Below are 22951 nucleotides of genomic sequence, written 5' to 3' on the forward strand. Positions count from 1 at the left end.
AAAGGAGAATGTTCTCATGGATGAAAGAGTTTCGAAATTAGAAGGCAGAGTAACCAGTTTAGAGACAAGGGTTGCAGTTGCTGAGTCAAATATTCAGGATATTAAGGAATACCTTTCAACAATCAAAGATAATACTTCGTGGATATTGAGATTGATTTTAGGTGTCATTGTTCTTGGATTGCTAGGACTTATTTTTAAAGGAGGAATCTAATTGGAAGCATTAATGTCAATTGAATTTACAGCTTATGTTGGGCTAGCACTTGTTTTATATGCAATCCGGCAAGCAACAGGATTATCAAATAAATACATACCTTCAGCAGCAATTTTTCTTGGAGTCGCTTTCTCTATTATGGAAAGTGGCTCTTTTTCATTTGAAGTAATGATGACAGGACTTCAATATGCGTTATTGGGAATTGGATCAGTTGCTGGAATTAAATACGCATTAGAGCGAAAAGGAGAGGATAAGTAATGGTCGCACTTAACTATAGAAAAGATCATGTTATCAAAAATAAATACTCACGTTCAGGAGATCCTTTAATTAAAGTACAAGCTATTGTTGTTCACTATACAGCTAATCCACATGCTAATGCAGAGGATCATCAAGAATTCTTTGATGGAGCAGATGGTGGAAATTATCGCTATGCAGGAGCTCATATTTTCGTTGATAAGGATGAAGCAGTTGAGGTTATCCCTCTAAATGAAGTAGCATATCAAGCTAATGAGAAGGAACCAAGATTATCAACGCTCAAAGCAACAACATCTTACTATCCAGAAGGTAATGCAAACTTACTTACACTTAGTATTGAAATGTGTATTGAGGAAGATGGTTCATTCCATCCCGATACAGTTGAGCGTACAAGATTAGTAGTTAAATATCTTCAAAATAAGTTTCCACAACTTAGGGACACTAAGAATAGAGTGGTTCGTCACTATGATGTAACAGGGAAAATCTGTCCTAAACCATTTGTAGATGATGTGGGGGCATGGAAAGATTTTTTAAATTCAATTGATCAAGTGGAGAAGAAGGAGTCAAAACCTGCAGCTAAACCACAAACTAAGCCTTCCTATGTAGGCAAACGGGCTGAGAGTATTTATAGAGGCAAAGAAGGATTAGATTTCTACAGTAAAGCTACATTCAATGATAAGTACAGAGCAGGGGTGCTTCATTATCAATATGGATTCCCTAAAATTGTGCGTAAGTTGAAGGTAGAAGGTGCATACATGTTTGAGGTTAAGAATTCAAAAGGACATACATACTATATTACGGCAGCACCTAAATACATTAAGGTTGAATAGTAAAGTCTTCTAAGTCAAATAATATAAACACACCACGAGCTAAACTGGCATGTAAGAAAGCCCTAACGTTAATTGGTTGGGGCTATTTTTTGTGTTCTAAAAAGGTAACGGATCAATATGGTCCCCATTTTGATAATTTCTAACATCCTGAGTAATGTCGTGTTCACCATTTACTTTAACTTCAATAATTACAGTATCTCTCATACCAGTTCTCATACGTATGTCCCTTATATACTCATAAGCTACTCTTACCACATCATTATTAGACCTTGCATAAAAAGTGCCACCTTGTTTCAATCCTATACCTTCTATTTCTAGATTTACATCTAGGTTAAACCTCATTACTGACCTCAACCTTTATGGATTTCTTCAATCGCTTCAATTTTCCTAAGAACATTTTAAGTGCGTCCTTCTCAGTGTTTCCATAACCTTCAATTAGGTTATCATCTACAGAAGATATTACAACGAACTCACCGTCTGTTCTTTGAAGAATATCTAACTTAATTTCCCCAAAATGATTATCATGGATCTCCATCTCTCTCATACTTACAAATGCCAACTTAAAACCTTCAATCATCTTTTATCACCTCGTATTCGTATAAGTCGTCTACTTTACACCCGTAATAATTAGCTATTTTAAATGCAATATCGATTCGAGGCAGTTGTTTACCTCTTTCAAACAAACTATAAATTTGCTGTGATACACCTATAACTTCAGCCACTTGCTTTTGATCTACATTTCTTTTAAATCTATATTCCCTAAGTAAAGGTTTCATTATTATCCCTTCATTCTTTACTCCAAATGTCACTCAATCGAACTTCTGGATTAATTTCCCTAATCGTTTCAACTATATCATAAAGCGTGTCAAAAGACGGTAATGATTTGTTATTAACAATTGAAGACATAGTACTTTTGTCTATACCTACTAGATCAGCAAATTCACCATGTTTCATTTCTAATTCAGCCAATATCAATTTTAATCTGCATTTGTAAGCCATTTTATTCACCTCAAATAGTATTTCTATGAGGCTTAATCAATACCCTTTAAAAAATAGGATGGGCTCTACACAAACTTTTTTGTGAGGACAAGATAAATCGGACATGTATACCCCATAGATTAAGAATATACCAAGGAATATACCAAATGGGCAGATATCTATTCCAACCCATCATACCTAGTTTGATTCCAACCTAGAAGTCCTCATGGAATGTTGCTTATCTTTTAATATCAATCTCAATACTTTGTCTATTACATGCCTTTTATTTGGGAGTATTTATCTTATAAATATCAGAAAGGGGTGGTGTGATGTTAGTTGAAATCTCTACTTCGATAATCGCTGGTGGGATCATGGGAGTAAGTCACTATTTTAAAACAAATTCAAAAACAAATGATGCAGAAAAGATATTGAAAATAGCAAATAATTGTGGCTTGTTCACTAAGGAAGAAAAGCTAAGGTTATATCGAAGAAATTATGATAAAAAGTTTGATTTTACTGAGTATGTTTTTAAAGTCCCTTTAGGATTAGGTTTGGAAGATTTTTTACTCAAGAAAAGTAAATTTGTAGATGGATTAAATAATCGCAGCCGTAAAATGATTGAATTAAGAGATCTGAAAACCCTGAAATTTGATAAGACATTACCAAAACAATTATTAGATATCTTTAATAATCGAATCCCATTAAATAAAGAGATTGAGATCGAGTACGATGGAATGCTTAATATACGAGTATACAACAAAGGATTAACAAAATATCTACCTTATACTGATGAGCTGTTGAAAAAGGTTAAAGGTTGGGAAGTTCCAATTGGAGTTACTTATAAAGAGTTAATAAATCACGACTTTGAAAAATCTCAAATGCTTGTGGTTGCGGGAATGACGAGATATGGAAAGACTGTTTTCTTAAAAAATACCATAACAACATTGATCAGCAAACAACCCGAAAATGTTAAATTCACGCTAATTGATTTAAAGGGAGGATTAGCTTTTAGTCGATTTATGAAATGTAAGCAAGTTGAAGAGGTTGCAAAGAATCAAGAGGAGACAATAAAGGCATTAGAATCGATACATGACAAATTGTTGAAGAGACAAAAAGAATTCTTAAATAAGGGTTATGAGGATATAGGTGAAGCTGGAATAAAAGAGAGACATTTTATTGTAATTGATGAAGGTGCTGAAATTTCAGGATTCACAGATAAGGTTAAGCGAGAACGATGTACTCATCTTATTGGGGAAATAGCCAGGATTTCTGCGGGGCTAGGTTATAGGATGATTTTTGCAACCCAATATCCGACTGCAGATGTTTTCCCGCGACAAGTAAAAGCAAATACCAGTGGATCACTATGTTTTAAACTGAAAAATTCAACTCAGAGTATGGTTGTTTTAGATGAGAAGGGTGCAGAAGAGTTGCCAGTAGGATTAGCTGGTAGAGCAATATATCAATCAGATAGGAAAGTAATTGTTCAGTCTCCTTACATTAAAAATGACTTTATTGACAATAAAATTAAGCCTCATATAACTTTCAAAGCGAGAAAGGAGTCTCAAGATGAACAAGAAGTTACTAAAACAACAGCGTCAAGAAGAAATATGCTTGTCATTGAAGAAACTCGATTATCTTAGTAGATCACAAATCCAGAGGCTACACAGATTAGGAAGTACAAGGAATGCCAATAGAGTATTAAAAGACATGGAGGAATATCTCTATTCTTTTCAGTCTGGGGAGAATGTTTACTACTTGAATAAGGAAGGTAGGTTAATGGTCAATTGTGAGAAAATCTGTAAGAAAACTCCTCAAGTAAATCATTACATTATGCGAAACTGGCTGTTTATTACTCTTGGATGTCCAATTACGTGGAAGAATGAAATCAAATTTACTAAGTTGGATGAAAAAATAAGTGTAGTATGTGATGCCATGTTTATGAATAAGGATCGAATTTGCATTATTGAAGCTGATTACTCACAAAAAATGTGTGAAAACAAAAAGAAAATCAAGAAGTATAAGCACCTTAAAGATACTGGTACTTTTATGATTGCACCTAAGATTTATTGGATCACCACAACCGAGTACAGAAGGAAACAACTATTAGCTTTATGTGAAGGGTTAGATACTACTATTTATTTGGTTTCAGATTTTCATTAACATCGGGGAGGAATCATCATGTTTAAGAAAAGAGAATCTATGAGTATCAAAGAATTCATGAACAAAGATTTCAACAGGAAGGAATACTCTGTCTCAAAAAACACAGCATTGTTCGGAACCTTTTTACCTCTAACAGTCATACCAATGACCACTTTAACAAGTTCAGTTGCTTCAGCATCCACAACCTCAACCTATCAATCAACTCAAACTGTTGCCGCACTCTCATCTGATCAGATATACGACAAAATGTTGACTGCATTTGAACCAATCACAACATTAATTCAAGCTCTAGCCTATCCAGTAGCATCAATATGCGTATTAGTTGGTGCAATTATGATAATGGTACGTCAAAAAGATAAAGGTTTTGACATGATAACTAATGCTGGATTAGGTGTCATCTTGATTAATATCTTACCAATGTTATTGAATATCCTAGTTGAAATCATGAAAGGTATTGTTTAAGCCATGAAGGTACGAATGACAGGAAGATATGGGGAAGTCGATAAATTACATCCAAATGGTCACAAAGGGATTGATTTAGGGTTAAGTGAAGGTACGCCACTAAGGAGTCTATATGATGGTGTTGTTGAAAGGGTAGTCGATTATGGGGATGAAAATATAGGTAAGGGGATTATAGTCCGGTTTGCAGACGGGAGAGAAGGAATATACGGTCATTTAAGCGATATTAAGGTGAAGGTAGGGCAATTAGTCTCAGAAGGCGATGTCATAGGATTATCAGGTAATACAGGATTCTCAACGGGTGCTCATTTACATTTTGGATTGAAGGATGGGAATGGGAGCTTTGTAGATCCAACTCCCCTTGCTGAAAAGTTAGGGGAGTATTCCCAGAGTGGATGGCAGCGATTCTTAGAGAATGGGAATGTAGCAAACAATGATTATCCAACAATTAAGGGGTGGCTTTATGAAAAAGTTATTGGCGGTGGGATTGAACATTGGATTGAGAATTACCTTATTTCATTACCTATCTTGGTGGGGGTTAGTATTGGTGTATTTGCTCTTCTTAATATGGTCAGTAAAAGGCTTGCTAATTTAGGGGTAATACTTACTTTCATTCTTGGAGGGCTGGTGTGCTTATGATTATTAAAAAGGAGATTGATGTTAAACACTTCATAGTTCATTTCTCAAATGTGGCTGACGGTTATGATCAGGGTAATCAAAAATATTATTTGGTTGTGTCGGATGAAATCTTAGAAGGGGAAATTTGCTTCATGTTATACCCATTTGAGGGCAAGGTAACCTACCATCGGCGGAATAAGCAGTTCTGCGATTGGAAAGAGATAGATATTGATAATGATGTGTTATGGAATTATAGGAAGCTATTGAATAGAGGATTAAAAAAATTAATTTGATGACTGTAAAAGAATTCAAGGAGGAATCTTTATAGTAAGAATAATAATTACTCTTAAAATTCTAAAATATATATTTCTCCTATAGTGTAATATTACACAAAATATAAGTCTAGGAATATTCCAACAATTACAAATTATTTTATTGTATACTGGGTTTATATTTAAGCGCTTAAATAATATTATATTAATAAGGGGAGTTATTTTTGAAGAAAATTGTTGTAAGTATATTAACATTTGGTTTGATATTCTCGGGTTTACTAGGCGGATCTGCGTCTGCATCAAATACTATAGGAACAAGAGCCATTGAAGGACCACCAAGTGGAGGGTCAGCTTGTGAATATGCCACTTATGTTCCTCATTCACAGTTAGTTGATTTTTTGAACGCTTATGATAATGGAAGTTCTGGAAAAAGTTTAGCAGGCATTTTCACTCAGGTAGCTGGCGATGCTGCTTTAGAAATTGCTGACTTATTCATTGGACCTATAATAAGTACTTTGAGATCCTATGCATACGATGGGAAAAGCTTATATGTCTGCACGGAAGTAAATCCAAATTATAATGGCTACAATACCTACCATATTACCCGTTATTATGGGGTTGGATGATTATATTTATAAAAAATAGGAGGGATTTTAATGACAAACATATTAAGGTACAACATATTCCTATTAGCTTTATTTTCTATAATTTTTTATTTCTCAATTAACAAAATACAACTATTTGGACAATTAACACAGTTATTTAATATTTTTACTCTTCTTGTGTTACTTGCTATGGGTATTTATTATCCAAGGTTTAGTAAAGGTATTGGTGACTTAAAACGTATTAAAATAAAGCTAATTTGGATGACTGTTTTTCTATTGATAATGTTTGGATTTAATTTTTCCACTCAAGTCATTTCCGATGGTGTCTTTTATATAATTGTCATAACCACCTGTATATTTTGGGTTATAAATTTTAGTAAAATTTTCAAAAGTAAAGAATCTTCCCTCACCTAATAGGTGAGGTTTTTTTATTTATTAATCTTGGTATTACTCTAATTACCTTTCAGTTGAATATAAATTACATTAATTTATTTTACATAATTTTGACAATTATTCATTTCCTTTATACAATCATCTTTTGTGAAGGAGGGACATCATGAGTGGTACTAAAGAGCATTACGTGTTAGATAGGGATGCCTTGCCAGAAGCATTAAATCCACAACATATTCAGGATATTCTTGGGTTATCCAGAAGAGCTACATATGACTTGATGAATTCAGAAAATCCACCGTTTAAGATCCTAAAAGTCCAAAATAGGTTCAAAGTGAGCAAGAAGGTATTTTTGGAGTGGTTCGACGGTGAATATCCCAAGAAAAAGCCGGGTAGAAAACCATCTCAACCTAGAGAAGAAACTGATGTAGAGTTTATGGCTAAAGTGCTATTGGAGTTAGTAGAACAATATAAGACTAAGAATAGATGGTAGTAGGACAGGGAGTGAAATCCTTGTCTTTTAAATTGCAAAGATAAACGAAAAAGGTAACATAAAGGTAACGAATTAAAAAATATTGTAAGAAATTGAAGAAGAAAAAAAGGTATAAAACCTTGATTTGTGAGTATTCAGAGGTATATGGAGATATTCCAAAATACGCTTGTCCTTCCTTGACAGGGAAGGGGTCGTGGGTTCGAATCCCTCACAGGTCATACATAAAGAAAGCCTGCATCTTATTTAAAAGATGCAGGCTTTCTTTTTTCATATGTAGACATATCTTTATGAAGGATAATCAGTGTCAAAAGGCAAACGTAGGCTTGCCATTAAATTAATGTAAAAAGGACTCTGTTGGAATTCACGTAAGAGTCCTTGCCAAAATCATATTAAGATATGATCACTTCTTTTAGTTAACTTCTAATTCTTCCTCAAAATAAAACGTGCCAGGATGTTCTTTTACGATATATGAGTATCGCTTCATATTTTTAACGTATTGCCATTTCAATATTGTCACTGTTTCGCCAGTTTCCTTTATCGTAACCATTGCGCCATTACTAAACCGATTTTTTGTGGATTTCATTGGGCACTCCCTTTCATATTCTCTCATTATACCACAGTTTACCCTTCATTTTAGAGTCCCATTAGTGATAAATCTTGATAAATATAATGGTAGCGCTTTAACAGGTAAGAGGGTAGTAATTTAGTCATATCATCAGATTATTTGATGGGGGTAATATTGTGTCAGAGGTCTGACTTTCGAAACTTCTCCTTGAAGAACTTGCTTATTTGTTTCATTACTGTTATTCTATAGAAGAATTATTTTTGTCCGGTATACGAGGGAAGAACAAGATTTGGTTTTCACCTGATATCGCAAGAATAGTAATACATTGTGTGTAACGCACTTTAGGAGGCAACAAACATGGAAAATGGTAAAGTAAAATGGTTTAACGCAGAAAAAGGTTTCGGATTCATCGAAGTTGAAGGTGGAGACGACGTATTCGTACACTTCTCAGCGATCCAAGGTGAAGGTTTCAAATCTCTTGACGAAGGTCAAGAAGTATCTTTCGACGTTGAACAAGGTGCTCGTGGACCACAAGCAGCTAACGTACGTAAAGCATAATCTAACTTTACAAATCCAAAAACAGACTCATTCGTGAGTCTGTTTTTTTATGGGGATATTTAAGTAACCGGGAAAAATTGAAAAATAGATGGGCGTCTTTCCAATATGTCCGAAATTAAACGGCCGCTATAAGCTTCATATTTCTATGATTTATTTCCTAAATCTTTCTTCGTCACTTCACTGCGAATATTGAGTTCTTTCGAGAATTCACTATCGCTTTTTTTGTTGTTTGGGTATTTGTTTTTTCGTTCACGATTGTCATTTTTATTAGTCATCGTTGTCTCCTCCTAAACCGTAAATGGTTGTTACATTCTTATTCTTAACAAGTGATACATCGTTATCCTTGGTAAGTAAGGGAAGGGAGATTGGAGAATTTCAGAATACCCATTTAAGATGGTGGAGATGACGACGGATAGTGAGATGGACAGGGTATTCCTCGATGGTTTGATCGCCGTATATATGGATGGGAAAGATGTCGTGACGAAGATTTCCATATCCAAAATCGGTTGAAAGACTGGAAACTTAAGGAGAATAAAGTTGCTCATCCCTGTCCCAATCCTTTTGCCACCCGTGTTATAGTAAAGAAGTGGTAAAAGATCATAGGCAAATGGGAGAGAGAAGATGAAACAACTGTGTGAAAAAGTCATTGAATTCAGGGATGAACGAAATTGGGATGCCAATCATAATGAAAAGGATCTTGCCATTTCCATTTCATTAGAGGCAAATGAACTCCTGGAAAATTTCCAATGGAAAACAAGCCGGGAAGCAGTGGAAGCGACACGTCAAAATATTAAAGAAGAAATGGCTGATGTCCTGATTTATTTAGTCCAGCTGGCTGATAAAATGGATATCGACTTAGAAGAAGAAGTATATGAGAAGTTGGAAAAGAATGCACTGAAGTATCCGAAGTAATGATTAGGGACGGACCTACCGAAAAGGTCCGTCCCTTTACTTGTTCATAATCGTCAGGAAACCCTGAATAAATGCCTGATGTCCTTTACCATACAATAATGACTATATTTTCTTAATGGAAATCGCGTCACGCATTTTTTGCAGGGAAGATTTGGATAGATCTTTTCTTTTCATCATGGTGTTAACGTAGAGGGCATCGACAATACTAAGTTGACTAATTCTTGAAGCAAGTGCTTCAGATCGATATTCGGTTTCTTGAGATACCGTAAATAGAGGAATGTCGACCCCGTTGCTTAGAGGGGATTTGGCAAAGTGAGTAATGGCAATGGTCGTTACCCGATTTTTCTTCGCTACGTCCAATACTTCCAATAAATCTTTGTTCGATCCTGAATGAGAGATAAAGACGATTACATCAGCACCGGTCAATTGTGAAGCGGAGATCAGCTGCATATGGGGATCATTGTACGCTGTAGTGGTCATGCCTGTTCTGAGGAACTTATGATGAGCGTCCATGGCAACAAACCCCGATCCACCCGTACCATAAAATTCTATTCTTCTGGCACCTATCATCCCTCGAATAGCTTTCGTAAACATTTCCTCGTTCAGCATGCTTAGAGAATCCTCTAATGTTCTGATATTGGACCTGAACACTTTTTGGGCAATAACGCCTTCAGAGTCCTCTTCATTGATTGTTTCATGTATATCTTTGATAGGGGTCACCAGGTCGGATGCAAGAGAAATCTTCATGGCCTGGTAGCCTTTAAAGCCCAAGCGTTTACAGAATCGGAAGACTGTAGCATCTGCAACGTTCAGTTCTTCCGCTACACCACTGATGGTGGAGTGGATAATTTTTTCTGGATTAGCAATAATAAATTCTGCAATCATCTTTTCTTTTTCACTGAATTGAGAGTAATGAGAACGGATACGAGGCAAACAATGCTGTACTTTTTCCTCTTTCATGCAGGGGAAACCTCCTCTAAGCGAATTCTTCATGAAAATAATTTTAACCTACTTCATGAAATAAAAAAATATTATTTCATAAAAATCCACCACGGAAAATTATTTCGTATTATAATATATACGGTGAAAATATAATTACTCTAAGTGAAAGGAATGATAAATATATGAAAAAACAACAAATAGGGGTTGCTGGTGTCGGAGTGATGGGGAAGAGTCTGGCTTTGAATTTCGAAAGCAGAGGCTATTCCGTTTCCATCTATGATGTGTCTAGTGAGAAGGTAAGAGAAGTACTTGAAGAGCATCCAGAGAAGAACATGGTAGGTACTCACGATGTAAAAGAGTTCGTCCAGTCATTAGAAACACCAAGAAAAATATTGATTATGGTTCCAGCCGGTAATATTACCGATAAAGCGATTGAATCATTGCTTCCTCATTTAGATCAGGGAGATATTCTGATTGATGGAGGAAACACATACTTTGAAGATACGATTCGCCGCAATAAGGAACTTGGTGAAAAAGGAATCAACTTCATCGGTGCAGGTGTCTCAGGCGGAGAAGAAGGCGCTTTATACGGACCTGCTATCATGCCGAGCGGTCAAAAGGAAGCATACGATTTAGTCCAGCCTTTCCTGACAGCAATTGCGGCCAAGGTAAAAGGCGATGCGTGCAGTACATATATCGGTCCGGATGGATCAGGCCATTATGTAAAAATGGTCCACAATGGAATTGAGTACAGTGATATGCAGCTTATCTGTGAAGCGTATTATCTTATGAAAAATGTATTGGGTTTAAGCGCATCTGAGCTGCATGAGATATTCAAAGAATGGAACGCAGGGGAGCTCGACAGCTACCTTATTGAAATCACGGCAGATATTTTCACAAAGGTGGATGAAGAAACAGGAAAACCCCTTGTTGACGTAATCCTGGATACAGCAGGCCAGAAAGGGACAGGGAAATGGACGAGTATTTCTGCACTGGAATTAGGTGTACCATTATCGATCATTACTGAATCTGTATTTGCCCGTTTCATCTCTGCCATGAAGGTAGAAAGAGTGAAGGCAAGTAAAATCTTAAGAGGACCAAGAAATATGGAGTTCTCCGGTAACAAAGAAGCGTTTATCGAAATGATTCGTAAAGCGTTGTATTTAAGCAAAATTTGTTCATATGCACAGGGTTTCGCCCAGCTTCAATCTGCTTCGGAAGAGTATAGTTGGAACCTGAAGCCCGGAGAGATTTCCATGATCTTCAGAGGTGGATGCATCATTCGTGCAGGCTTCCTGGAAGAAATCAAGAAAGCGTATGATCGTGAACCGGGATTAACGAATTTGCTGCTCGATCCGTATTTCAAGGAAATCGTTGAAAACTATCAGGAGGAAGCGAGAGAAGTGGTGGCTACAGCCATTAAATTAGGTATCCCTGTACCGGGTCTTGCGAGTGCTTTAGCATATTATGACAGCTATCGCTCTGAGTCACTGCCAGCCAATCTTCTTCAAGCTCAACGTGATTATTTTGGAGCTCATACGTATCAGCGTGTGGATAAAGAAGGGACTTTCCATACAGATTGGTTATCTAAATAAGAAGAAAGCCCTGTGGGAATCCCACAGGGCTTTTGGTTAACCTTTCATTCTTTGCTTGATGAGTCATTTTTCGTATGATGCTTATTTTTCTCGTCCCGCTGCTCTTTTTTTAAGTCATCGAGGGGAATTGGGTCTACATTTTGCTCACTTTCATGCTGATCGAGAATGCCGTCATGATCTTTATTGATTTGTTCAGGATTGTCATTTGCCCTTTTCGTCATAATCTTTCATCCTCCCTTAATGAGTCGTTGTTGTACCATACCCTTCTTGAGCAGGTGAAAACATCGGGGGAATAGAACATAAGAAAGCCACCTAACCGTGTAGGTGGCTTCTTTGGTGGAGCTTTAGATTTTCACATCAACTTTAGCATTTTTCTTTAAATCTTCTACATGCTTAACAAGTTTTTCTTGTTTTTTCTGTTGTTCTAACTGAGTCTTGATTTGAGGTTTAGCTTCTTCAAATTTTGGTGCATCCTTTGATTCACTCTGAGCTTGCTGACTTGCGTACTGATCGTAAAATTTCTTCATTTCATCTTCAGAGACTTCTTCTACTTTGATTTCTTTTTCAACGTAGTTTGTGTATTTGATGTTTTCAGCGATTTGAGTTTTTAATTCGTCCATCGTGAATCCTGCTTTTTTCATTGCGTCTTCAAACTTCTTTTCATCACCGTACTGCTTTTTAACTTCTTCCAGTTGTTTATTGATATCATCCTCTGATGCCTTATATCCTTTTTCATTGGCTTGCTGCATAAGGAGTGTTTGTCCAACCAGGCTATCAATTGTTTGTTCCTTGATTTTCTTTGCTGCATCTTTACTTGTTGGGTCTTGCCCCATTTGTTGATATTGCATCTGTGATTGAGTCAATACGTTATTGAAATCTTCACCTTTAATTTTTTCGTCGTTTACAATGGCAACGATCTTATCTTTTTCAATCTTTTGCTCATCCATTTTCTTCTGCATTTCTTCCATTTGCTTTGCTTGCTCTTCCTGAGCCTGTCCATCGCTTTTTTCTTCTGTTTTCGCTTTATCGTCAGCTTGTTTTTGGCTCTCCTCGTTCGAACCGCAAGCGGCTAGTCCAATCGATAATAAAGCTAATAGCAAAGTCGTTAATAATTTTTTCATAATAGACTCCTTTCAGAAGTAAGGTGTGATTTCAAAAAAATCACTTAATGCGCATTTTAAAGGAAAAGCCCGAAAAAAGAAAGTATTTAAGCCGAAAATTATAGATTGTAATGAGTTTGAAATACAGTTCATTACTAATATGGTCCCTATTCACTATAGTGTATGCGGTTACATTCGACTATCAACTGCCGGACAGAAATGATAATGTAAGAAGACTTTCACCTGGTTTCTAAAAAAGAGGCTGTTTAAATCGAGAACTTTTCCTCCATTTAAACAGCCTATAAAAAATATTGGGGACCAAAGAATACTGTCAAACAACCTTCTATTTGAATTATAGAGAGTGGCTACATTTTCTTCAACTAACATTTAGGGAGGTGTCGGCTGACTAGTATCCTTTAGAAGGCAGTATTCAATCTTCTTCTATTCTTTTCATGGAAAATAATAATTATAAGCATATTTCAAAGGAAGGGTTTTCCTTCTTTTCCTTCAACTTGTTACATCTCTTGACTTTAAGAGGGTAATAGAGTGATACTATTAAAAGATTTCAACTTCTAAGCAAAATGAGTAGTTTCACTTGTAAATTCATTTTTAATCGTTTATGATGGTACAGAACACAACATTTTGTGTTCTGTTTAATTATTTTAACTATATATTGATTATAACCTGTGAATAGGGTGTCTGAATGGACTTAAAAGGGAATTCGGTGTGAATCCGGAACTGTCCCCGCAACTGTAAGTGCTGACGAAATAAGGAACTGCCACTGTCATATACGATGGGAAGGCCTTAGAGTAGGGTGAAGCACAAGTCAGGAGACCTGCCTTGTTTATCACGTGTTATCTTCTTCGGGAATTGGGAGGATAAAGCGAGGATTGGAATAGGACCAATAGTCTGTTCACATATCTTTCGTACATAAAGCCCATCCGTTTAGAAGGATGGGCTTTTTTTGTATCCTTCCCACACTGTATAAATTGGGAGGAATTATGATGTCAATCGTATCACAGGATCAGCCGATAACTATGGAAGCAAAAGCGATTCTTACAAATCTCCACAATCGCTTTCCACAACTTCATTTTAAAGAGTTCGACGAAAAGACTTATAAGTATGCAGACGGTCAATCTGAATTGAGTAAAGAAAAACTTTATCATTTCATGATCCTCACGGCAGTAGAACGGATCTCTGCCCATGAACCTGATTGGACGTATGTGGCTGCAGAATTATATTTAATGAAACTTTATCGTACCATCGCTTATTCAAGGAGAGTGGAAGAAAGCGAGTTGTACAGTTCCTTTTATGAATTAATTCAAGACTTGACTGATCGGAAACTATATACACCCGCACTATTGGAATCATATAGCAAAGAAGAAATTGACGTTTTGGGGAAGATCATGGATTCATCTAAAGACCATCTGTTTACGTACATAGGGATTGTCACATTAACAGAGCGGTATTTAACTAAGTCCCATGATGGTGAAATCCTTGAATTACCTCAAGAGAGATTGCTGATCATCGCCATGACACTCTTTAGGAACGAACCCAGTGATAAGCGGCTGGCGCTTATTGAAGAAGCTTACTGGGCCTTGTCTAATTTGTATATGACGGTTGCAACTCCTACGTTTGCCAACGCCGGCAAAAGCCATGGTCAGTTATCTAGTTGTTTTATTGATACGGTAGCAGATGATTTAAGAAGTATTTATGACAGTAATACAGATGTTTCCACATTAAGTAAAAATGGTGGAGGTCTCGGTATTTATATGGGGAAGGTCCGGAGCAGAGGAAGTAATATCAAAGGCTTCAAGGGAGTAAGTTCTGGTGTTATTCCATGGATGAAGCAATTAAATAACACAGCCGTATCCGTTGATCAATTAGGACAACGTCAAGGAGCGATCGCTGTTTATTTAGATGTATGGCATAAGGATATTTTTCCTTTTCTTGATACACGATTAAATAATGGAGACGAAAGGCAGCGTACTCATGATCTTTTCACTGGAGTAAGCTTACCGGATTTATTTATGGAACAAGTGGAAAACAGAGGGGAGTGGTATTTATTTGATCCTCATGAAGTGAAGATGGTAATGGGGTATTCCCTGGAAGATTACTATGATGAGTATGAGGGAGAAGGTTCGTTCAGGGATAAATATTGGGAGTGTGTAGAATGTCCTGATCTTTCCAGGGAAAAGGTTCCAGCAATTGAAATTTTCAAGCGGATCATGATTTCCCAGCTCGAAACGGGAACGCCATATATGTTTTACCGTGATACAGTCAATCGGCTAAATGCCAATCAGCATAAGGGGATGATCTACTGCAGTAATTTATGTACGGAAATTGCCCAGAATATGAGTGCGACCGTCATGGAAGAAGAGGTTATCAAGGACGGGAAAATCATTACCTATAAATCTCCGGGGGATTATGTCGTCTGTAATCTGGCATCTGTTTCTTTAGCTAAGACAATCATGGATGATGAGTTGGAGAGAGTCGTGTCCATAGGAGTGAGATTACTTGATAATGTCATAGATATTAATAAACTTCCAGTCCTGCAAGCTCAACTGACAAACAGGCGCTATAGAGGGATTGGATTAGGAACCTTTGGCTGGCATCACCTCCTTGCAATAAAAGGATTGAAATGGGAGAGCGATGAAGCAGTTGATTATTGTGATTCACTATACGAGGATGTTGCTTATTACACGATAAAAGCAAGTCATGAATTAGCGAAAGAAAAAGGTTCCTATCCATATTACAGCGGTTCCGACTGGTCGACTGGAGAGTATTTTTCGAAGAAAGGATATTCTGGACCGAGGTGGGATTCACTCAGGGATGATGTTTCTTCCAAAGGAATTCGAAACGGATATTTAATGGCCGTTGCGCCCAATTCGTCCACTTCGATCATAGCAGGCTCTACAGCAAGTATCGATCCTTTGTTCAGATTAGAGTACTCGGAAGAAAAGAAAGATTATAAGATTCCTGTTACAGCACCTGATTTATCACCTAAGACGACCTGGTATTACAAAACGGCTTATAACGTAGATCAGCACTGGAGTATTAAACAGAATGAGAAGAGACAACGTCATATAGATCAAGGAATATCGTTTAACTTGTATGTGCGGAATGATATCAAGGCGATAGAACTATTATCTCTTCATATAGATGCATGGAAGTCAGGATTGAAAACGACTTACTATGTGAGATCGACATCTGTTTCAAATTTTGAAGAATGTGAAAGCTGCCATAGCTAACTGGGAGGAAGATGATAACGTGAATGGATTAAAGCAGCGAATCTTAATAGATTCTGAGGCACCAAATAAATCTACTGGAATTGTAAATGGACAAAGTTCGAATATTTTAAACTGGGATGATGTCAGGTTCTCTTGGGCCTATCCAAAGTATAAGAGAATGCTGGGGAATTTCTGGACTCCTTTTGAGATCAATATGGCAAAGGATATCAAGCAGTTCCCTACTCTTTCATCAAAGGAGCAGGAGTCCTTTTTGAAAATAATCGGTTTACTGGCTCTCCTTGATAGTGTGCAGACAGATTACGCCGGTAAAGTGGCAGACTATCTCACGGATTCCAGCCTGAATGCATTGATGATCATTTTGGCACAGCAAGAAGTTGTCCATAACCACTCGTACAGTTACGTTTTATCGAGTATCGTGTCCAAAAAGAAGCAGGATGAAGTGTTTGATTTCTGGAAGAATGATCCAATATTGAAGAAACGGAACGAATTTATAACGAATGGCTATAAAGGATTTGTAGAATCCCCCACCATTGAGAATCTATTAAAGTCAATCATCTATGATGTCATTCTTGAAGGTTTGTTCTTTTACTCCGGTTTTGCCTTCTTCTACAACCTGGCCAGAAATCAAAAGATGGTGGCGACATCGACGATGATTAATTATATCAATCGGGATGAACAGCTTCATGTCGGCTTATTTGAAAAAATATATAAAGAAGTCCTTAACGAGAATCCGGCTTATCAAACGGAGGAGCTGCGTGACTTCGGACAAGAAGCTTTCAAACAGGCAGCTCTCCTGGAAATAGAGTGGGGAAGGGATATCATCGGATCTCACATTGAAGGGCTGTTAATGAGCGACCTTGAAGATTATATTAAATTTATGGCAAATAAAAGAGCCAAACAGCTGGGGTTTGAAGAACCATTCAAAGGATATAAGACCAATCCATTAAAATGGATCATCGCCTATCAAGAAGTGGATAGAGGGAAGACCGATTTCTTTGAACAGAAATCAAGGCAATATACGAAGACATCGGATGCTAATGGGTTTGATGAACTGTAAAAATAAGAAAAGCGAGTCATCACGACTCGCTTTTTGCCTTATTATTTCTCAATAAATCTTTATCCAATCTATTTTTCGGTACCATTATCTTGTAAACATAGTTGAGAGAGTTGGGCTGGTGACATTTCCAATAATGTGAAAATACATGTTTATCTCTCCCAGTGGTGGGAATATACATAATAGATTGAATGAGAGGAGAGGTTTTACATGGCAAATCATTCTACAGAAGAAAAAATGGAGTCTAAGGTGGACAAAACATTAGATAATATGTCCCGGGACAAAAAAGAGGATATATTATCTAACTTTGATCATTTTAAACAATACTTAGGTAATAAAGTTTCCTTGGCGGATAAGTTAGGGATGAATGAAGAGCAGCAGGCAAAGGCAGCCCAGAAGGTTGGGGATTATCTTGCGGCTCATGAGGAGCCGAAGAATAGAGAAGAAAAGTTATTATATGAATTATGGAAAGCGGGTAACAAGGAAGAGCAGCATATGCTTTCCCATATGTTAGTGAAGTTTGTTCACGCTGAATCATAAAAAATTTGGGCATCTGAATGGATGCCCTTAACTTATGCTTTTATTACATATGTATTTCCGGGTCTACCTTTACCGTCACATTCCCTTTGATGGCACGGGTGATCATGCAAGACTGCTCTGCTTTCATCAACAATTTCTTCGTAAGGGTTATGTCTTTTTCAGAAGTGGAGGGACCTAATGACAGCACAGGGCGGTGAATGATTTCTTTGTATGTAATGATCCCTTTTTGAACTTCCACAATTCCTTCAGATGTCATCGATAAGTCCGTTTTCTCAATATGACTTCGTTCAAGCATCGCTGCCAGAGTGATGATATAACAAGTAGCTGCTGCTCCAAGAAGCATTTCATCAGGGTTTGTTCCTATTCCAGGGCCATCCATTTCAGTTGGAATGGATATTTTCGTATGAAAATTTTCCGAGCTTAAAGTACCTGTATCATTTCGCAACCCCGGCCAATCAGTAGATATATGAAATGAGTGTCTAGCCATATAAATAAACCTCCTAATAAGCATGGTAAGGATATTGTATACACTATTTAATGTGATGGCAAAGAAAAAAGACCCTACAGAGTAGAGTCTTTCGAATTAGCATGAATTATGCTTTAGTAACGTTAGCAGCTTGGTCGCCACGGTTTCCTTGAACGATTTCAAAAGAAACTTTTTGACCTTCTTCTAAAGTTTTGAATCCTTCGCCTTGAATAGCTGAGAAGTGTACGAACACGTCGTCTCCACCTTCGCGCTCGATGAATCCGAAACCTTTTTCTGCGTTAAACCATTTAACTGTACCTTCTAACATAATGTTACCTCCTCGTGTGTTCTCCACACAATTGTATTACTATTCTTGCTCACGTAACTTCAAGGCGAAAAGCTTTAAAAACTTTGTCTATCCTTCCATTCCGAACAAAAATAATTCTCTTACATAATATCAGGTAACCATATAAAAGGCAACACTTATGAATGAAGGAATTAAAAATAGGCAGAAAAATGTGTGAATTTCACATGAATAATATGTGCCTTTCAAAAAGTACATAATGTAAAGGATTTAGAGGTTCGTTCGGACATTCCACAGCTCAGGAAAGAACCGATGGTCCAGAACCTTTTTTAGATAGCCTACACCGTTTGATCCTCCAGTCCCCATTTTATGACCGATGATACGTTCCACGGTTTTCATATGTCTGAAACGCCATTGTTGAAGCCAATCCTCAATATCGATCAATTTTTCGGCTAATTCGTATAAATCCCAATACTGATCGGGATGCTTATAAACTTCTGTCCATGCATCCAATACAGTCTGATCTTCCGTGTAAGGATTCTTATAATCCCGAAGAAGTACATCTTCATGAATGGGTAAGCCTGCTTTTGATAGGGCAAGGATAGAAACATCATATAGGGAAGGGGCCTCGTATGCCTCTTTAAGCTGGGCTAATAACTCAGGATCCTTCTTATAAATCTCCAATACATGTTTCGTTTTGTATCCAAGGGCAAATTCGATCATTCTATATTGGTAGGATTGAAATCCTGATGCTTGCCCAAGGCTGTCCCTGAATTGAACATATTCTGATGGTGTAAGTGTGGATAGCACATCCCAGGCATGAATGATTTGTGATTGAATCTTTGAAACACGTGCCAACATTTTAAATGCAGGGGAAAGTTCACCTTTTTGAATGGAAGTGATACTAGCTTTGATTTCATGCAGAATCAATTTCATCCATAACTCACTTACTTGATGAATGATAATGAATAACATTTCATCATGGTGTCCGGATAATCGTTTCTGACTATCAAGCAATGTATCCAGACCAAGATATTCTCCATAGGTCATTTTATTAATAAAGTCGGTGTATACATCTTCATTCCCCATTGTTTCCTTGTTGTTTACCATATCGATTCTCCCTTTCCTTTCGTCTGCTTCAAACAGTGATGCAAGAAATTTTCTTTCTATTATTGATTTCTTGAATGAGGGGGAGAAATCCTTTATTAATTTCGGTATTTTCGTGAATATTGATTGCTGTTTTTGAATTACTTTGTTTATTAGTTCAATAGCGTCATCCATTCAGACAAACGTACTTATTTTTATCTAAAGAAATTATTCCTAATATAGAAAGTTATGTTAATATTAGAACAATTTAAAATGCAAGTGGGGTGATTGGTGTGAGGAATATTTACATTTCTTCTCATTTATATATACGTAGGTTAAAGAAAGAAGATTGGAAGGATATTCATCTCTATGCGTCTCAAGAAAATGTGTCTCAGTATCAACCATGGGGTCCGAATTCAGAGATGGAAACATTAAAATATGTGGAAGAAGCTCTGAAAGCTGAAAAGATGGTTCCACAAATAAGGTATGTTCATGCCATTGTCGATGAGAAAACCGGTCGTGTGATTGGTGCAGGAGAAATAATAATCAAAAGCTTCGTTCATCAATCTGGAGAGATTGGGTATATTCTTCATCCTGATTACTGGGGGAATGGAATCGGAACACTCCTTGGAAATGCATTAGTGGAGAAAGGGTTCTCTGAGTTGAATTTACATAAAATCTCAGCTACATGTGACCCTCAAAACATTTCCTCACAGAAAGTTTTAACAAAAATCGGTATGACGTTAGAAGGAAGAATCCGTCATGACTTGAAAATGAAAAATGGGTGGAGAGACTCTCTGCTTTTTGGATTATTAAATGATGAGTGGAGAAAAAGGGGTGGAGAATGAGGCTAGGATTGGGGACTATTCCGGATACTCTTTATATCTTTACGCATATGTAATATTGACAGGGAAAATGAAGAATGGACAAATGATAATGCAAAGCTGTTCAAAAATGATTGAATTGTGCATGAAAGGGGAAAATAAGAATATCATTTCCTATTTAGGAGTTTAAAACCCATGAATATCTTACATCATTCTAAGAATGTGGCAGTTCGATTTTTTAAGGAACGATTCTTCGATCATTCTGCACAGTTGGCGTATTATTTGTTATTATCAATCTTTCCTTTTTTAATTTTTGTCTTTTCGTTGATTAGCTATCTGCCTATTTCGGAAACCAATGTATTGCTTCTGATTAAGCCTTTTGCACCTGATAAATCGTACGCCATCATTCAAAATAATATAGATCGTATTTTGTATGACCAACGTGGAGATGTGTTGTCCATTTCCATCTTCTTTACCTTCTGGCTTTCTTCTATGGCTGTCCAATCCATGGTGAGATCATTGAATAAAGCGTATAAAATCGAGAGGAAGAAACCCTTTCTGGTTGCGTTATTATATGATCTATTATTGACAGTCGGTTTTATGTTCCTTATTTCATTTTCTCTTATTGTACCAGTGGTTGAGGAATATATACGTCATGCAAGGTTCGCAGAAGGGAAGATTTACGGAGAATGGAGTCAAGCATGGGTTATAGGAAAATGGGGTTTAAGTTCGATATTTATGTTCATACTATTCCTGTTTCTTTATATGGTTGTTCCAAGTAAAAGAATTTCGTTCCTTCATGTCATACCCGGTGCACTAGTCGCCACCTTTGGCTGGCAAGGGGTTTCCTGGTTATATGGTACCTATGTTAAATTGAATGACTATTCCCAGTTTTATGGTCAGCTTGGCAGCGTCATTACGTTAGTTGTATGGTTTTACATTTCCTCCACGATTTTATTGATCGGTGGATTATTGAACGGAAGTGTAGCTGAGAAGAAAGTAAAATAGGAAAGCCGCCTGACTTGATTGCCCAGCGGCTTTTAATTTCTTTCACGTTTGATTTTCTTCTCTCATCATTAAGACAAGTTTTTTCGAAATGGCAATTAAGACGAAACCAAGGATAATGGCGGTGGCACCGATGACAGCGAAAATTTCCAAATATCCCAGTGTGGCTGTCAGGGAAGCCAATTGTCCGGCAAGAAGGCTCGCCACCCCTATGGCTGCCATCCAAACACCCATCAGCAAGGATGCGATTTTAACAGGTGCTACTTTACTGACCAGAGACAAACCGACAGGCGATAAAAAGAGTTCTCCAAGAGTGTGCAGAAGGTAAGTAAAGACGATAAACAGTAAGTTTGCCTTTATGGTGATATTCTGTTCATCAGAACCGGTTTGCATGACTGCCGGAATGAGGATCATAAATCCGAGTCCGAGGAGAATCATTCCTATTCCCATTTTTGTCGTCATGTTCAGATCCCCTCGATTTGATCTTGAAAGCTTTAACCAGACACTTGATAGAATAGGTGCCAGAATCACAATGAACAAGGGGTTAACAGATTGGAACCAGGCGACAGGTATAGTGTAGCCGAACACTTCTCGATCGATGAAATGTTTCGTGTATAGAGTGAACGAGCTTCCTGCCTGTTCAAAGCCCGCCCAGAAGAAAACGACAAAGCAAGCTAGGATTAGAATGGCTGTTGTCCGCTGCTTTTCTTTCTTTGTCAGAGGAACATTTTGGTTCTCGTTCGCTTCTTCCGCCAACGCTTTATTGGGCTTTAGTCCAACATTTCCGAGATACTTATTATTTAATGTGCTAAAGATGATTTGTCCAGTAACCATTCCGATGGAGGATGCAAGGAAAGCCCATTTAAATCCATAGTGCATCGTACCATCCGCAAGTGTTTTAAGAAATAAATCCTCTGCGAGAAACCCTGCAATAAGCGGTGCAAATAATGCTCCCAGGTTAATCCCCATATAAAAAATTGTAAAGGCTGCATCCTTTCGTTTATCATGTCGGGGATAGAGCTCACCAACCAGAGTTGAAATATTCGGCTTGAAGAAACCATTTCCGATCACTAGTAGGGCTAATCCTGCATACAGCCCAGTTTGGGAGTGGGTAAGGAAGATTAAAAAATCTCCGCATGCCATTGTGATGCCACCAATAGTAATCGCTCTTCTCAACCCTATATAGCGATCTGTCATCCAGCCTCCGAATATTGGTGTGAAATATACACTTCCTGTATAAATTCCATAGATGGATAAAGCCTTGGCAGGGTCCACACCTAATCCCCCGCTTACAAATGCAGTTGTTAGATAGAGGACGAGAAGAGCCCTCATTCCATAGTAGCTATACCGTTCCCATAATTCTGTGAAGAATAATAGATATAACCCTTTCGGATGTTTCTTTCCTTGAGGTAAATTGTCCAGTGTTGATGAGTTCACTATATCACTCCTGTTTCTTAGATGATTTTTATGGGTAATGA

General features: G+C 37.3%; 32 protein-coding genes, 1 tRNA gene and 1 riboswitch. Of the genes, 20 read left to right on the forward strand and 13 right to left on the reverse strand.

The window, feature by feature from the left end:
* Positions 1–16 precede the first annotated feature (16 nt).
* From F0342_RS07010 to F0342_RS07020, 3 genes are read left to right on the forward strand one after another with little or no spacing between them, the layout of a single operon-like run.
* Positions 17–211 carry a hemolysin XhlA family protein gene (locus F0342_RS07010; protein WP_149155267.1) on the forward strand — a complete coding sequence of 65 codons (195 nt, stop codon included), beginning with the start codon at positions 17–19 and terminating at the stop codon, positions 209–211.
* On the forward strand, positions 212–469 hold the full coding sequence (locus F0342_RS07015; RefSeq protein ID WP_223145706.1) for a hypothetical protein: 258 nt from the start codon (positions 212–214) through the stop codon (positions 467–469).
* Complete coding sequence (locus tag F0342_RS07020; protein WP_149155268.1) at positions 469–1296, forward strand: peptidoglycan recognition protein family protein; 828 nt, start codon at positions 469–471, stop codon at positions 1294–1296. The genes F0342_RS07015 and F0342_RS07020 overlap by 1 nt, the downstream gene beginning before the upstream one ends.
* A gap of 96 nt (positions 1297–1392) precedes the next feature.
* Here F0342_RS07020 and F0342_RS07025 read toward each other — a convergent pair whose 3' ends face one another.
* The 4 genes from F0342_RS07025 to F0342_RS07040 are packed head-to-tail and all read right to left on the reverse strand — an operon-like array spanning position 1393 to position 2295.
* A complete protein-coding gene (locus tag F0342_RS07025; protein WP_149155269.1) occupies positions 1393–1593 on the reverse strand; it encodes a hypothetical protein in 201 nt (66 codons plus the stop codon).
* Positions 1594–1627: 34 nt separating this feature from the next.
* Positions 1628–1873, reverse strand: a complete 246-nt coding sequence (locus F0342_RS07030) for a hypothetical protein (protein WP_149155270.1) — start codon at positions 1871–1873, stop codon at positions 1628–1630.
* Positions 1866–2105, reverse strand: a complete 240-nt coding sequence (locus F0342_RS07035; RefSeq protein ID WP_262481661.1) for a helix-turn-helix transcriptional regulator — start codon at positions 2103–2105, stop codon at positions 1866–1868. The genes F0342_RS07030 and F0342_RS07035 overlap by 8 nt, the downstream gene beginning before the upstream one ends.
* Positions 2083–2295 carry a helix-turn-helix transcriptional regulator gene (locus tag F0342_RS07040; RefSeq protein WP_149155271.1) on the reverse strand — a complete coding sequence of 71 codons (213 nt, stop codon included), beginning with the start codon at positions 2293–2295 and terminating at the stop codon, positions 2083–2085. The genes F0342_RS07035 and F0342_RS07040 overlap by 23 nt, the downstream gene beginning before the upstream one ends.
* A gap of 308 nt (positions 2296–2603) precedes the next feature.
* Here F0342_RS07040 and F0342_RS07045 point away from each other — a divergent pair, with 308 nt between their 5' ends.
* From F0342_RS07045 to F0342_RS07085, 9 genes are all read left to right on the forward strand, one after another.
* Entirely contained in the window at positions 2604–3914 is a 1311-nt protein-coding gene (locus F0342_RS07045) for an FtsK/SpoIIIE domain-containing protein (RefSeq protein ID WP_149155272.1), read from the forward strand.
* Positions 3892–4434, forward strand: a complete 543-nt coding sequence (locus tag F0342_RS07050) for a replication-relaxation family protein (protein ID WP_262481671.1) — start codon at positions 3892–3894, stop codon at positions 4432–4434. The genes F0342_RS07045 and F0342_RS07050 overlap by 23 nt, the downstream gene beginning before the upstream one ends.
* A gap of 18 nt (positions 4435–4452) precedes the next feature.
* Entirely contained in the window at positions 4453–4896 is a 444-nt protein-coding gene (locus F0342_RS07055; protein WP_149155274.1) for a hypothetical protein, read from the forward strand.
* Positions 4897–4899: 3 nt separating this feature from the next.
* A complete protein-coding gene (locus F0342_RS07060; protein WP_149155275.1) occupies positions 4900–5532 on the forward strand; it encodes a M23 family metallopeptidase in 633 nt (210 codons plus the stop codon).
* Positions 5523–5804 carry a hypothetical protein gene (locus tag F0342_RS07065; protein WP_188048442.1) on the forward strand — a complete coding sequence of 94 codons (282 nt, stop codon included), beginning with the start codon at positions 5523–5525 and terminating at the stop codon, positions 5802–5804. Before F0342_RS07060 ends, F0342_RS07065 begins: the two co-directional genes overlap by 10 nt.
* A gap of 203 nt (positions 5805–6007) precedes the next feature.
* On the forward strand, positions 6008–6409 hold the full coding sequence (locus tag F0342_RS07070) for a hypothetical protein (RefSeq protein WP_149155277.1): 402 nt from the start codon (positions 6008–6010) through the stop codon (positions 6407–6409).
* Between the two features lie 30 nt (positions 6410–6439).
* Positions 6440–6802: a hypothetical protein gene (locus F0342_RS07075; RefSeq protein ID WP_149155278.1), complete on the forward strand. Its 363-nt coding sequence runs from the start codon at positions 6440–6442 to the stop codon at positions 6800–6802.
* 142 nt (positions 6803–6944) lie between these two features.
* Entirely contained in the window at positions 6945–7271 is a 327-nt protein-coding gene (locus F0342_RS24740) for a hypothetical protein (RefSeq protein WP_188048443.1), read from the forward strand.
* Positions 7272–7392: 121 nt separating this feature from the next.
* Positions 7393–7489 (forward strand) — tRNA-Ser (locus tag F0342_RS07085).
* 191 nt (positions 7490–7680) lie between these two features.
* Here F0342_RS07085 and F0342_RS24745 read toward each other — a convergent pair.
* On the reverse strand, positions 7681–7881 hold the full coding sequence (locus F0342_RS24745) for a hypothetical protein (RefSeq protein ID WP_188048455.1): 201 nt from the start codon (positions 7879–7881) through the stop codon (positions 7681–7683).
* 312 nt (positions 7882–8193) lie between these two features.
* Here F0342_RS24745 and F0342_RS07090 point away from each other — a divergent pair, with 312 nt between their 5' ends.
* Positions 8194–8394, forward strand: a complete 201-nt coding sequence (locus tag F0342_RS07090) for a cold-shock protein (protein ID WP_034763533.1) — start codon at positions 8194–8196, stop codon at positions 8392–8394.
* Between the two features lie 143 nt (positions 8395–8537).
* Here the strand turns inward: F0342_RS07090 and F0342_RS25330 are convergent, their stop codons facing one another.
* The gene (locus F0342_RS25330; protein WP_262481662.1) at positions 8538–8669 is read right to left on the reverse strand and encodes a hypothetical protein; all 132 of its coding nucleotides are present in this window, start codon (positions 8667–8669) and stop codon (positions 8538–8540) included.
* A gap of 346 nt (positions 8670–9015) precedes the next feature.
* Between F0342_RS25330 and F0342_RS07095 the strand changes: the two genes are divergently transcribed.
* Positions 9016–9306, forward strand: coding sequence for a nucleotide pyrophosphohydrolase (locus tag F0342_RS07095; protein WP_149155279.1), 291 nt, complete (start codon positions 9016–9018; stop codon positions 9304–9306).
* Positions 9307–9408: 102 nt separating this feature from the next.
* On the opposite strand, the gene F0342_RS07100 is transcribed toward F0342_RS07095, so the two are convergent.
* Entirely contained in the window at positions 9409–10266 is an 858-nt protein-coding gene (locus tag F0342_RS07100) for a MurR/RpiR family transcriptional regulator (protein WP_149155280.1), read from the reverse strand.
* Between the two features lie 164 nt (positions 10267–10430).
* On the opposite strand from F0342_RS07100, the gene gndA reads away from it, so the two are divergent.
* Positions 10431–11843: an NADP-dependent phosphogluconate dehydrogenase gene (gene gndA / locus F0342_RS07105; protein WP_149155281.1), complete on the forward strand. Its 1413-nt coding sequence runs from the start codon at positions 10431–10433 to the stop codon at positions 11841–11843.
* 44 nt (positions 11844–11887) lie between these two features.
* Here gndA and F0342_RS24750 read toward each other — a convergent pair whose 3' ends face one another.
* Positions 11888–12064 (reverse strand): hypothetical protein, encoded by a 177-nt coding sequence (locus tag F0342_RS24750; RefSeq protein ID WP_188048444.1) that lies wholly within the window; start codon positions 12062–12064, stop codon positions 11888–11890.
* A 123-nt stretch (positions 12065–12187) separates the two neighbouring features.
* Positions 12188–12964, reverse strand: coding sequence for a SurA N-terminal domain-containing protein (locus F0342_RS07110; protein WP_149155282.1), 777 nt, complete (start codon positions 12962–12964; stop codon positions 12188–12190).
* 655 nt (positions 12965–13619) lie between these two features.
* Positions 13620–13800, forward strand: a riboswitch (cobalamin riboswitch).
* A 144-nt stretch (positions 13801–13944) separates the two neighbouring features.
* On the opposite strand from F0342_RS07110, the gene F0342_RS07115 reads away from it, so the two are divergent.
* The 3 genes from F0342_RS07115 to F0342_RS07125 all read left to right on the forward strand — a co-directional run bounded on the left by F0342_RS07115 (position 13945) and on the right by F0342_RS07125 (position 17788).
* Positions 13945–16194 (forward strand): ribonucleoside-diphosphate reductase subunit alpha, encoded by a 2250-nt coding sequence (locus tag F0342_RS07115; RefSeq protein ID WP_483861463.1) that lies wholly within the window; start codon positions 13945–13947, stop codon positions 16192–16194.
* Positions 16195–16213: 19 nt separating this feature from the next.
* Entirely contained in the window at positions 16214–17251 is a 1038-nt protein-coding gene (locus tag F0342_RS07120) for a ribonucleotide-diphosphate reductase subunit beta (RefSeq protein WP_149155397.1), read from the forward strand.
* 207 nt (positions 17252–17458) lie between these two features.
* Entirely contained in the window at positions 17459–17788 is a 330-nt protein-coding gene (locus F0342_RS07125) for a DUF3243 domain-containing protein (protein ID WP_149155283.1), read from the forward strand.
* A gap of 43 nt (positions 17789–17831) precedes the next feature.
* On the opposite strand, the gene F0342_RS07130 is transcribed toward F0342_RS07125, so the two are convergent.
* From F0342_RS07130 to kynA, 3 genes are all read right to left on the reverse strand, one after another.
* Positions 17832–18275, reverse strand: coding sequence for an SACOL1771 family peroxiredoxin (locus tag F0342_RS07130; RefSeq protein ID WP_149155284.1), 444 nt, complete (start codon positions 18273–18275; stop codon positions 17832–17834).
* A gap of 106 nt (positions 18276–18381) precedes the next feature.
* The gene (locus F0342_RS07135; RefSeq protein ID WP_034763568.1) at positions 18382–18582 is read right to left on the reverse strand and encodes a cold-shock protein; all 201 of its coding nucleotides are present in this window, start codon (positions 18580–18582) and stop codon (positions 18382–18384) included.
* Positions 18583–18828: 246 nt separating this feature from the next.
* The gene (gene kynA / locus F0342_RS07140; protein ID WP_149155285.1) at positions 18829–19668 is read right to left on the reverse strand and encodes a tryptophan 2,3-dioxygenase; all 840 of its coding nucleotides are present in this window, start codon (positions 19666–19668) and stop codon (positions 18829–18831) included.
* A gap of 269 nt (positions 19669–19937) precedes the next feature.
* Between kynA and F0342_RS07145 the strand changes: the two genes are divergently transcribed.
* Positions 19938–20492: a GNAT family N-acetyltransferase gene (locus F0342_RS07145; RefSeq protein WP_262481663.1), complete on the forward strand. Its 555-nt coding sequence runs from the start codon at positions 19938–19940 to the stop codon at positions 20490–20492.
* Between the two features lie 171 nt (positions 20493–20663).
* Positions 20664–21476, forward strand: a complete 813-nt coding sequence (locus tag F0342_RS07150; protein ID WP_149155286.1) for a YihY/virulence factor BrkB family protein — start codon at positions 20664–20666, stop codon at positions 21474–21476.
* A gap of 42 nt (positions 21477–21518) precedes the next feature.
* Here F0342_RS07150 and F0342_RS07155 read toward each other — a convergent pair whose 3' ends face one another.
* Positions 21519–22913, reverse strand: coding sequence for a peptide MFS transporter (locus tag F0342_RS07155; protein ID WP_149155287.1), 1395 nt, complete (start codon positions 22911–22913; stop codon positions 21519–21521).
* Positions 22914–22951: the final 38 nt, after the last annotated feature.

The sequence above is a fragment of the Bacillus sp. CH30_1T genome, assembly GCF_008364765.1.
Classification (GTDB): Bacteria; Bacillota; Bacilli; order Bacillales; family Bacillaceae_B; genus Rossellomorea.

Excerpts from the sequence above, each read along its gene's own strand:
- F0342_RS07010 (WP_149155267.1), top strand. The coding sequence starts at position 17 with ATGGATGAAAGAGTTTCGAAATTAGAAGGCAGAGTAACCAGTTTAGAG.
- F0342_RS07020 (WP_149155268.1), top strand. The coding sequence starts at position 469 with ATGGTCGCACTTAACTATAGAAAAGATCATGTTATCAAAAATAAATAC.
- F0342_RS07030 (WP_149155270.1), bottom strand. The coding sequence starts at position 1,873 with ATGATTGAAGGTTTTAAGTTGGCATTTGTAAGTATGAGAGAGATGGAG.
- F0342_RS07040 (WP_149155271.1), bottom strand. The coding sequence starts at position 2,295 with ATGGCTTACAAATGCAGATTAAAATTGATATTGGCTGAATTAGAAATG.
- F0342_RS07045 (WP_149155272.1), top strand. The coding sequence starts at position 2,604 with ATGTTAGTTGAAATCTCTACTTCGATAATCGCTGGTGGGATCATGGGA.
- F0342_RS07055 (WP_149155274.1), top strand. The coding sequence starts at position 4,453 with ATGTTTAAGAAAAGAGAATCTATGAGTATCAAAGAATTCATGAACAAA.
- F0342_RS07060 (WP_149155275.1), top strand. The coding sequence starts at position 4,900 with ATGAAGGTACGAATGACAGGAAGATATGGGGAAGTCGATAAATTACAT.
- F0342_RS07075 (WP_149155278.1), top strand. The coding sequence starts at position 6,440 with ATGACAAACATATTAAGGTACAACATATTCCTATTAGCTTTATTTTCT.
- F0342_RS24740 (WP_188048443.1), top strand. The coding sequence starts at position 6,945 with ATGAGTGGTACTAAAGAGCATTACGTGTTAGATAGGGATGCCTTGCCA.
- F0342_RS24745 (WP_188048455.1), bottom strand. The coding sequence starts at position 7,881 with ATGAGAGAATATGAAAGGGAGTGCCCAATGAAATCCACAAAAAATCGG.
- F0342_RS07090 (WP_034763533.1), top strand. The coding sequence starts at position 8,194 with ATGGAAAATGGTAAAGTAAAATGGTTTAACGCAGAAAAAGGTTTCGGA.
- F0342_RS25330 (WP_262481662.1), bottom strand. The coding sequence starts at position 8,669 with ATGACTAATAAAAATGACAATCGTGAACGAAAAAACAAATACCCAAAC.
- F0342_RS07095 (WP_149155279.1), top strand. The coding sequence starts at position 9,016 with ATGAAACAACTGTGTGAAAAAGTCATTGAATTCAGGGATGAACGAAAT.
- F0342_RS07100 (WP_149155280.1), bottom strand. The coding sequence starts at position 10,266 with ATGAAAGAGGAAAAAGTACAGCATTGTTTGCCTCGTATCCGTTCTCAT.
- gndA (WP_149155281.1), top strand. The coding sequence starts at position 10,431 with ATGAAAAAACAACAAATAGGGGTTGCTGGTGTCGGAGTGATGGGGAAG.
- F0342_RS24750 (WP_188048444.1), bottom strand. The coding sequence starts at position 12,064 with ATGACGAAAAGGGCAAATGACAATCCTGAACAAATCAATAAAGATCAT.
- F0342_RS07110 (WP_149155282.1), bottom strand. The coding sequence starts at position 12,964 with ATGAAAAAATTATTAACGACTTTGCTATTAGCTTTATTATCGATTGGA.
- F0342_RS07115 (WP_483861463.1), top strand. The coding sequence starts at position 13,945 with ATGATGTCAATCGTATCACAGGATCAGCCGATAACTATGGAAGCAAAA.
- F0342_RS07125 (WP_149155283.1), top strand. The coding sequence starts at position 17,459 with ATGGCAAATCATTCTACAGAAGAAAAAATGGAGTCTAAGGTGGACAAA.
- F0342_RS07130 (WP_149155284.1), bottom strand. The coding sequence starts at position 18,275 with ATGGCTAGACACTCATTTCATATATCTACTGATTGGCCGGGGTTGCGA.
- F0342_RS07135 (WP_034763568.1), bottom strand. The coding sequence starts at position 18,582 with ATGTTAGAAGGTACAGTTAAATGGTTTAACGCAGAAAAAGGTTTCGGA.
- kynA (WP_149155285.1), bottom strand. The coding sequence starts at position 19,668 with ATGGTAAACAACAAGGAAACAATGGGGAATGAAGATGTATACACCGAC.
- F0342_RS07150 (WP_149155286.1), top strand. The coding sequence starts at position 20,664 with ATGAATATCTTACATCATTCTAAGAATGTGGCAGTTCGATTTTTTAAG.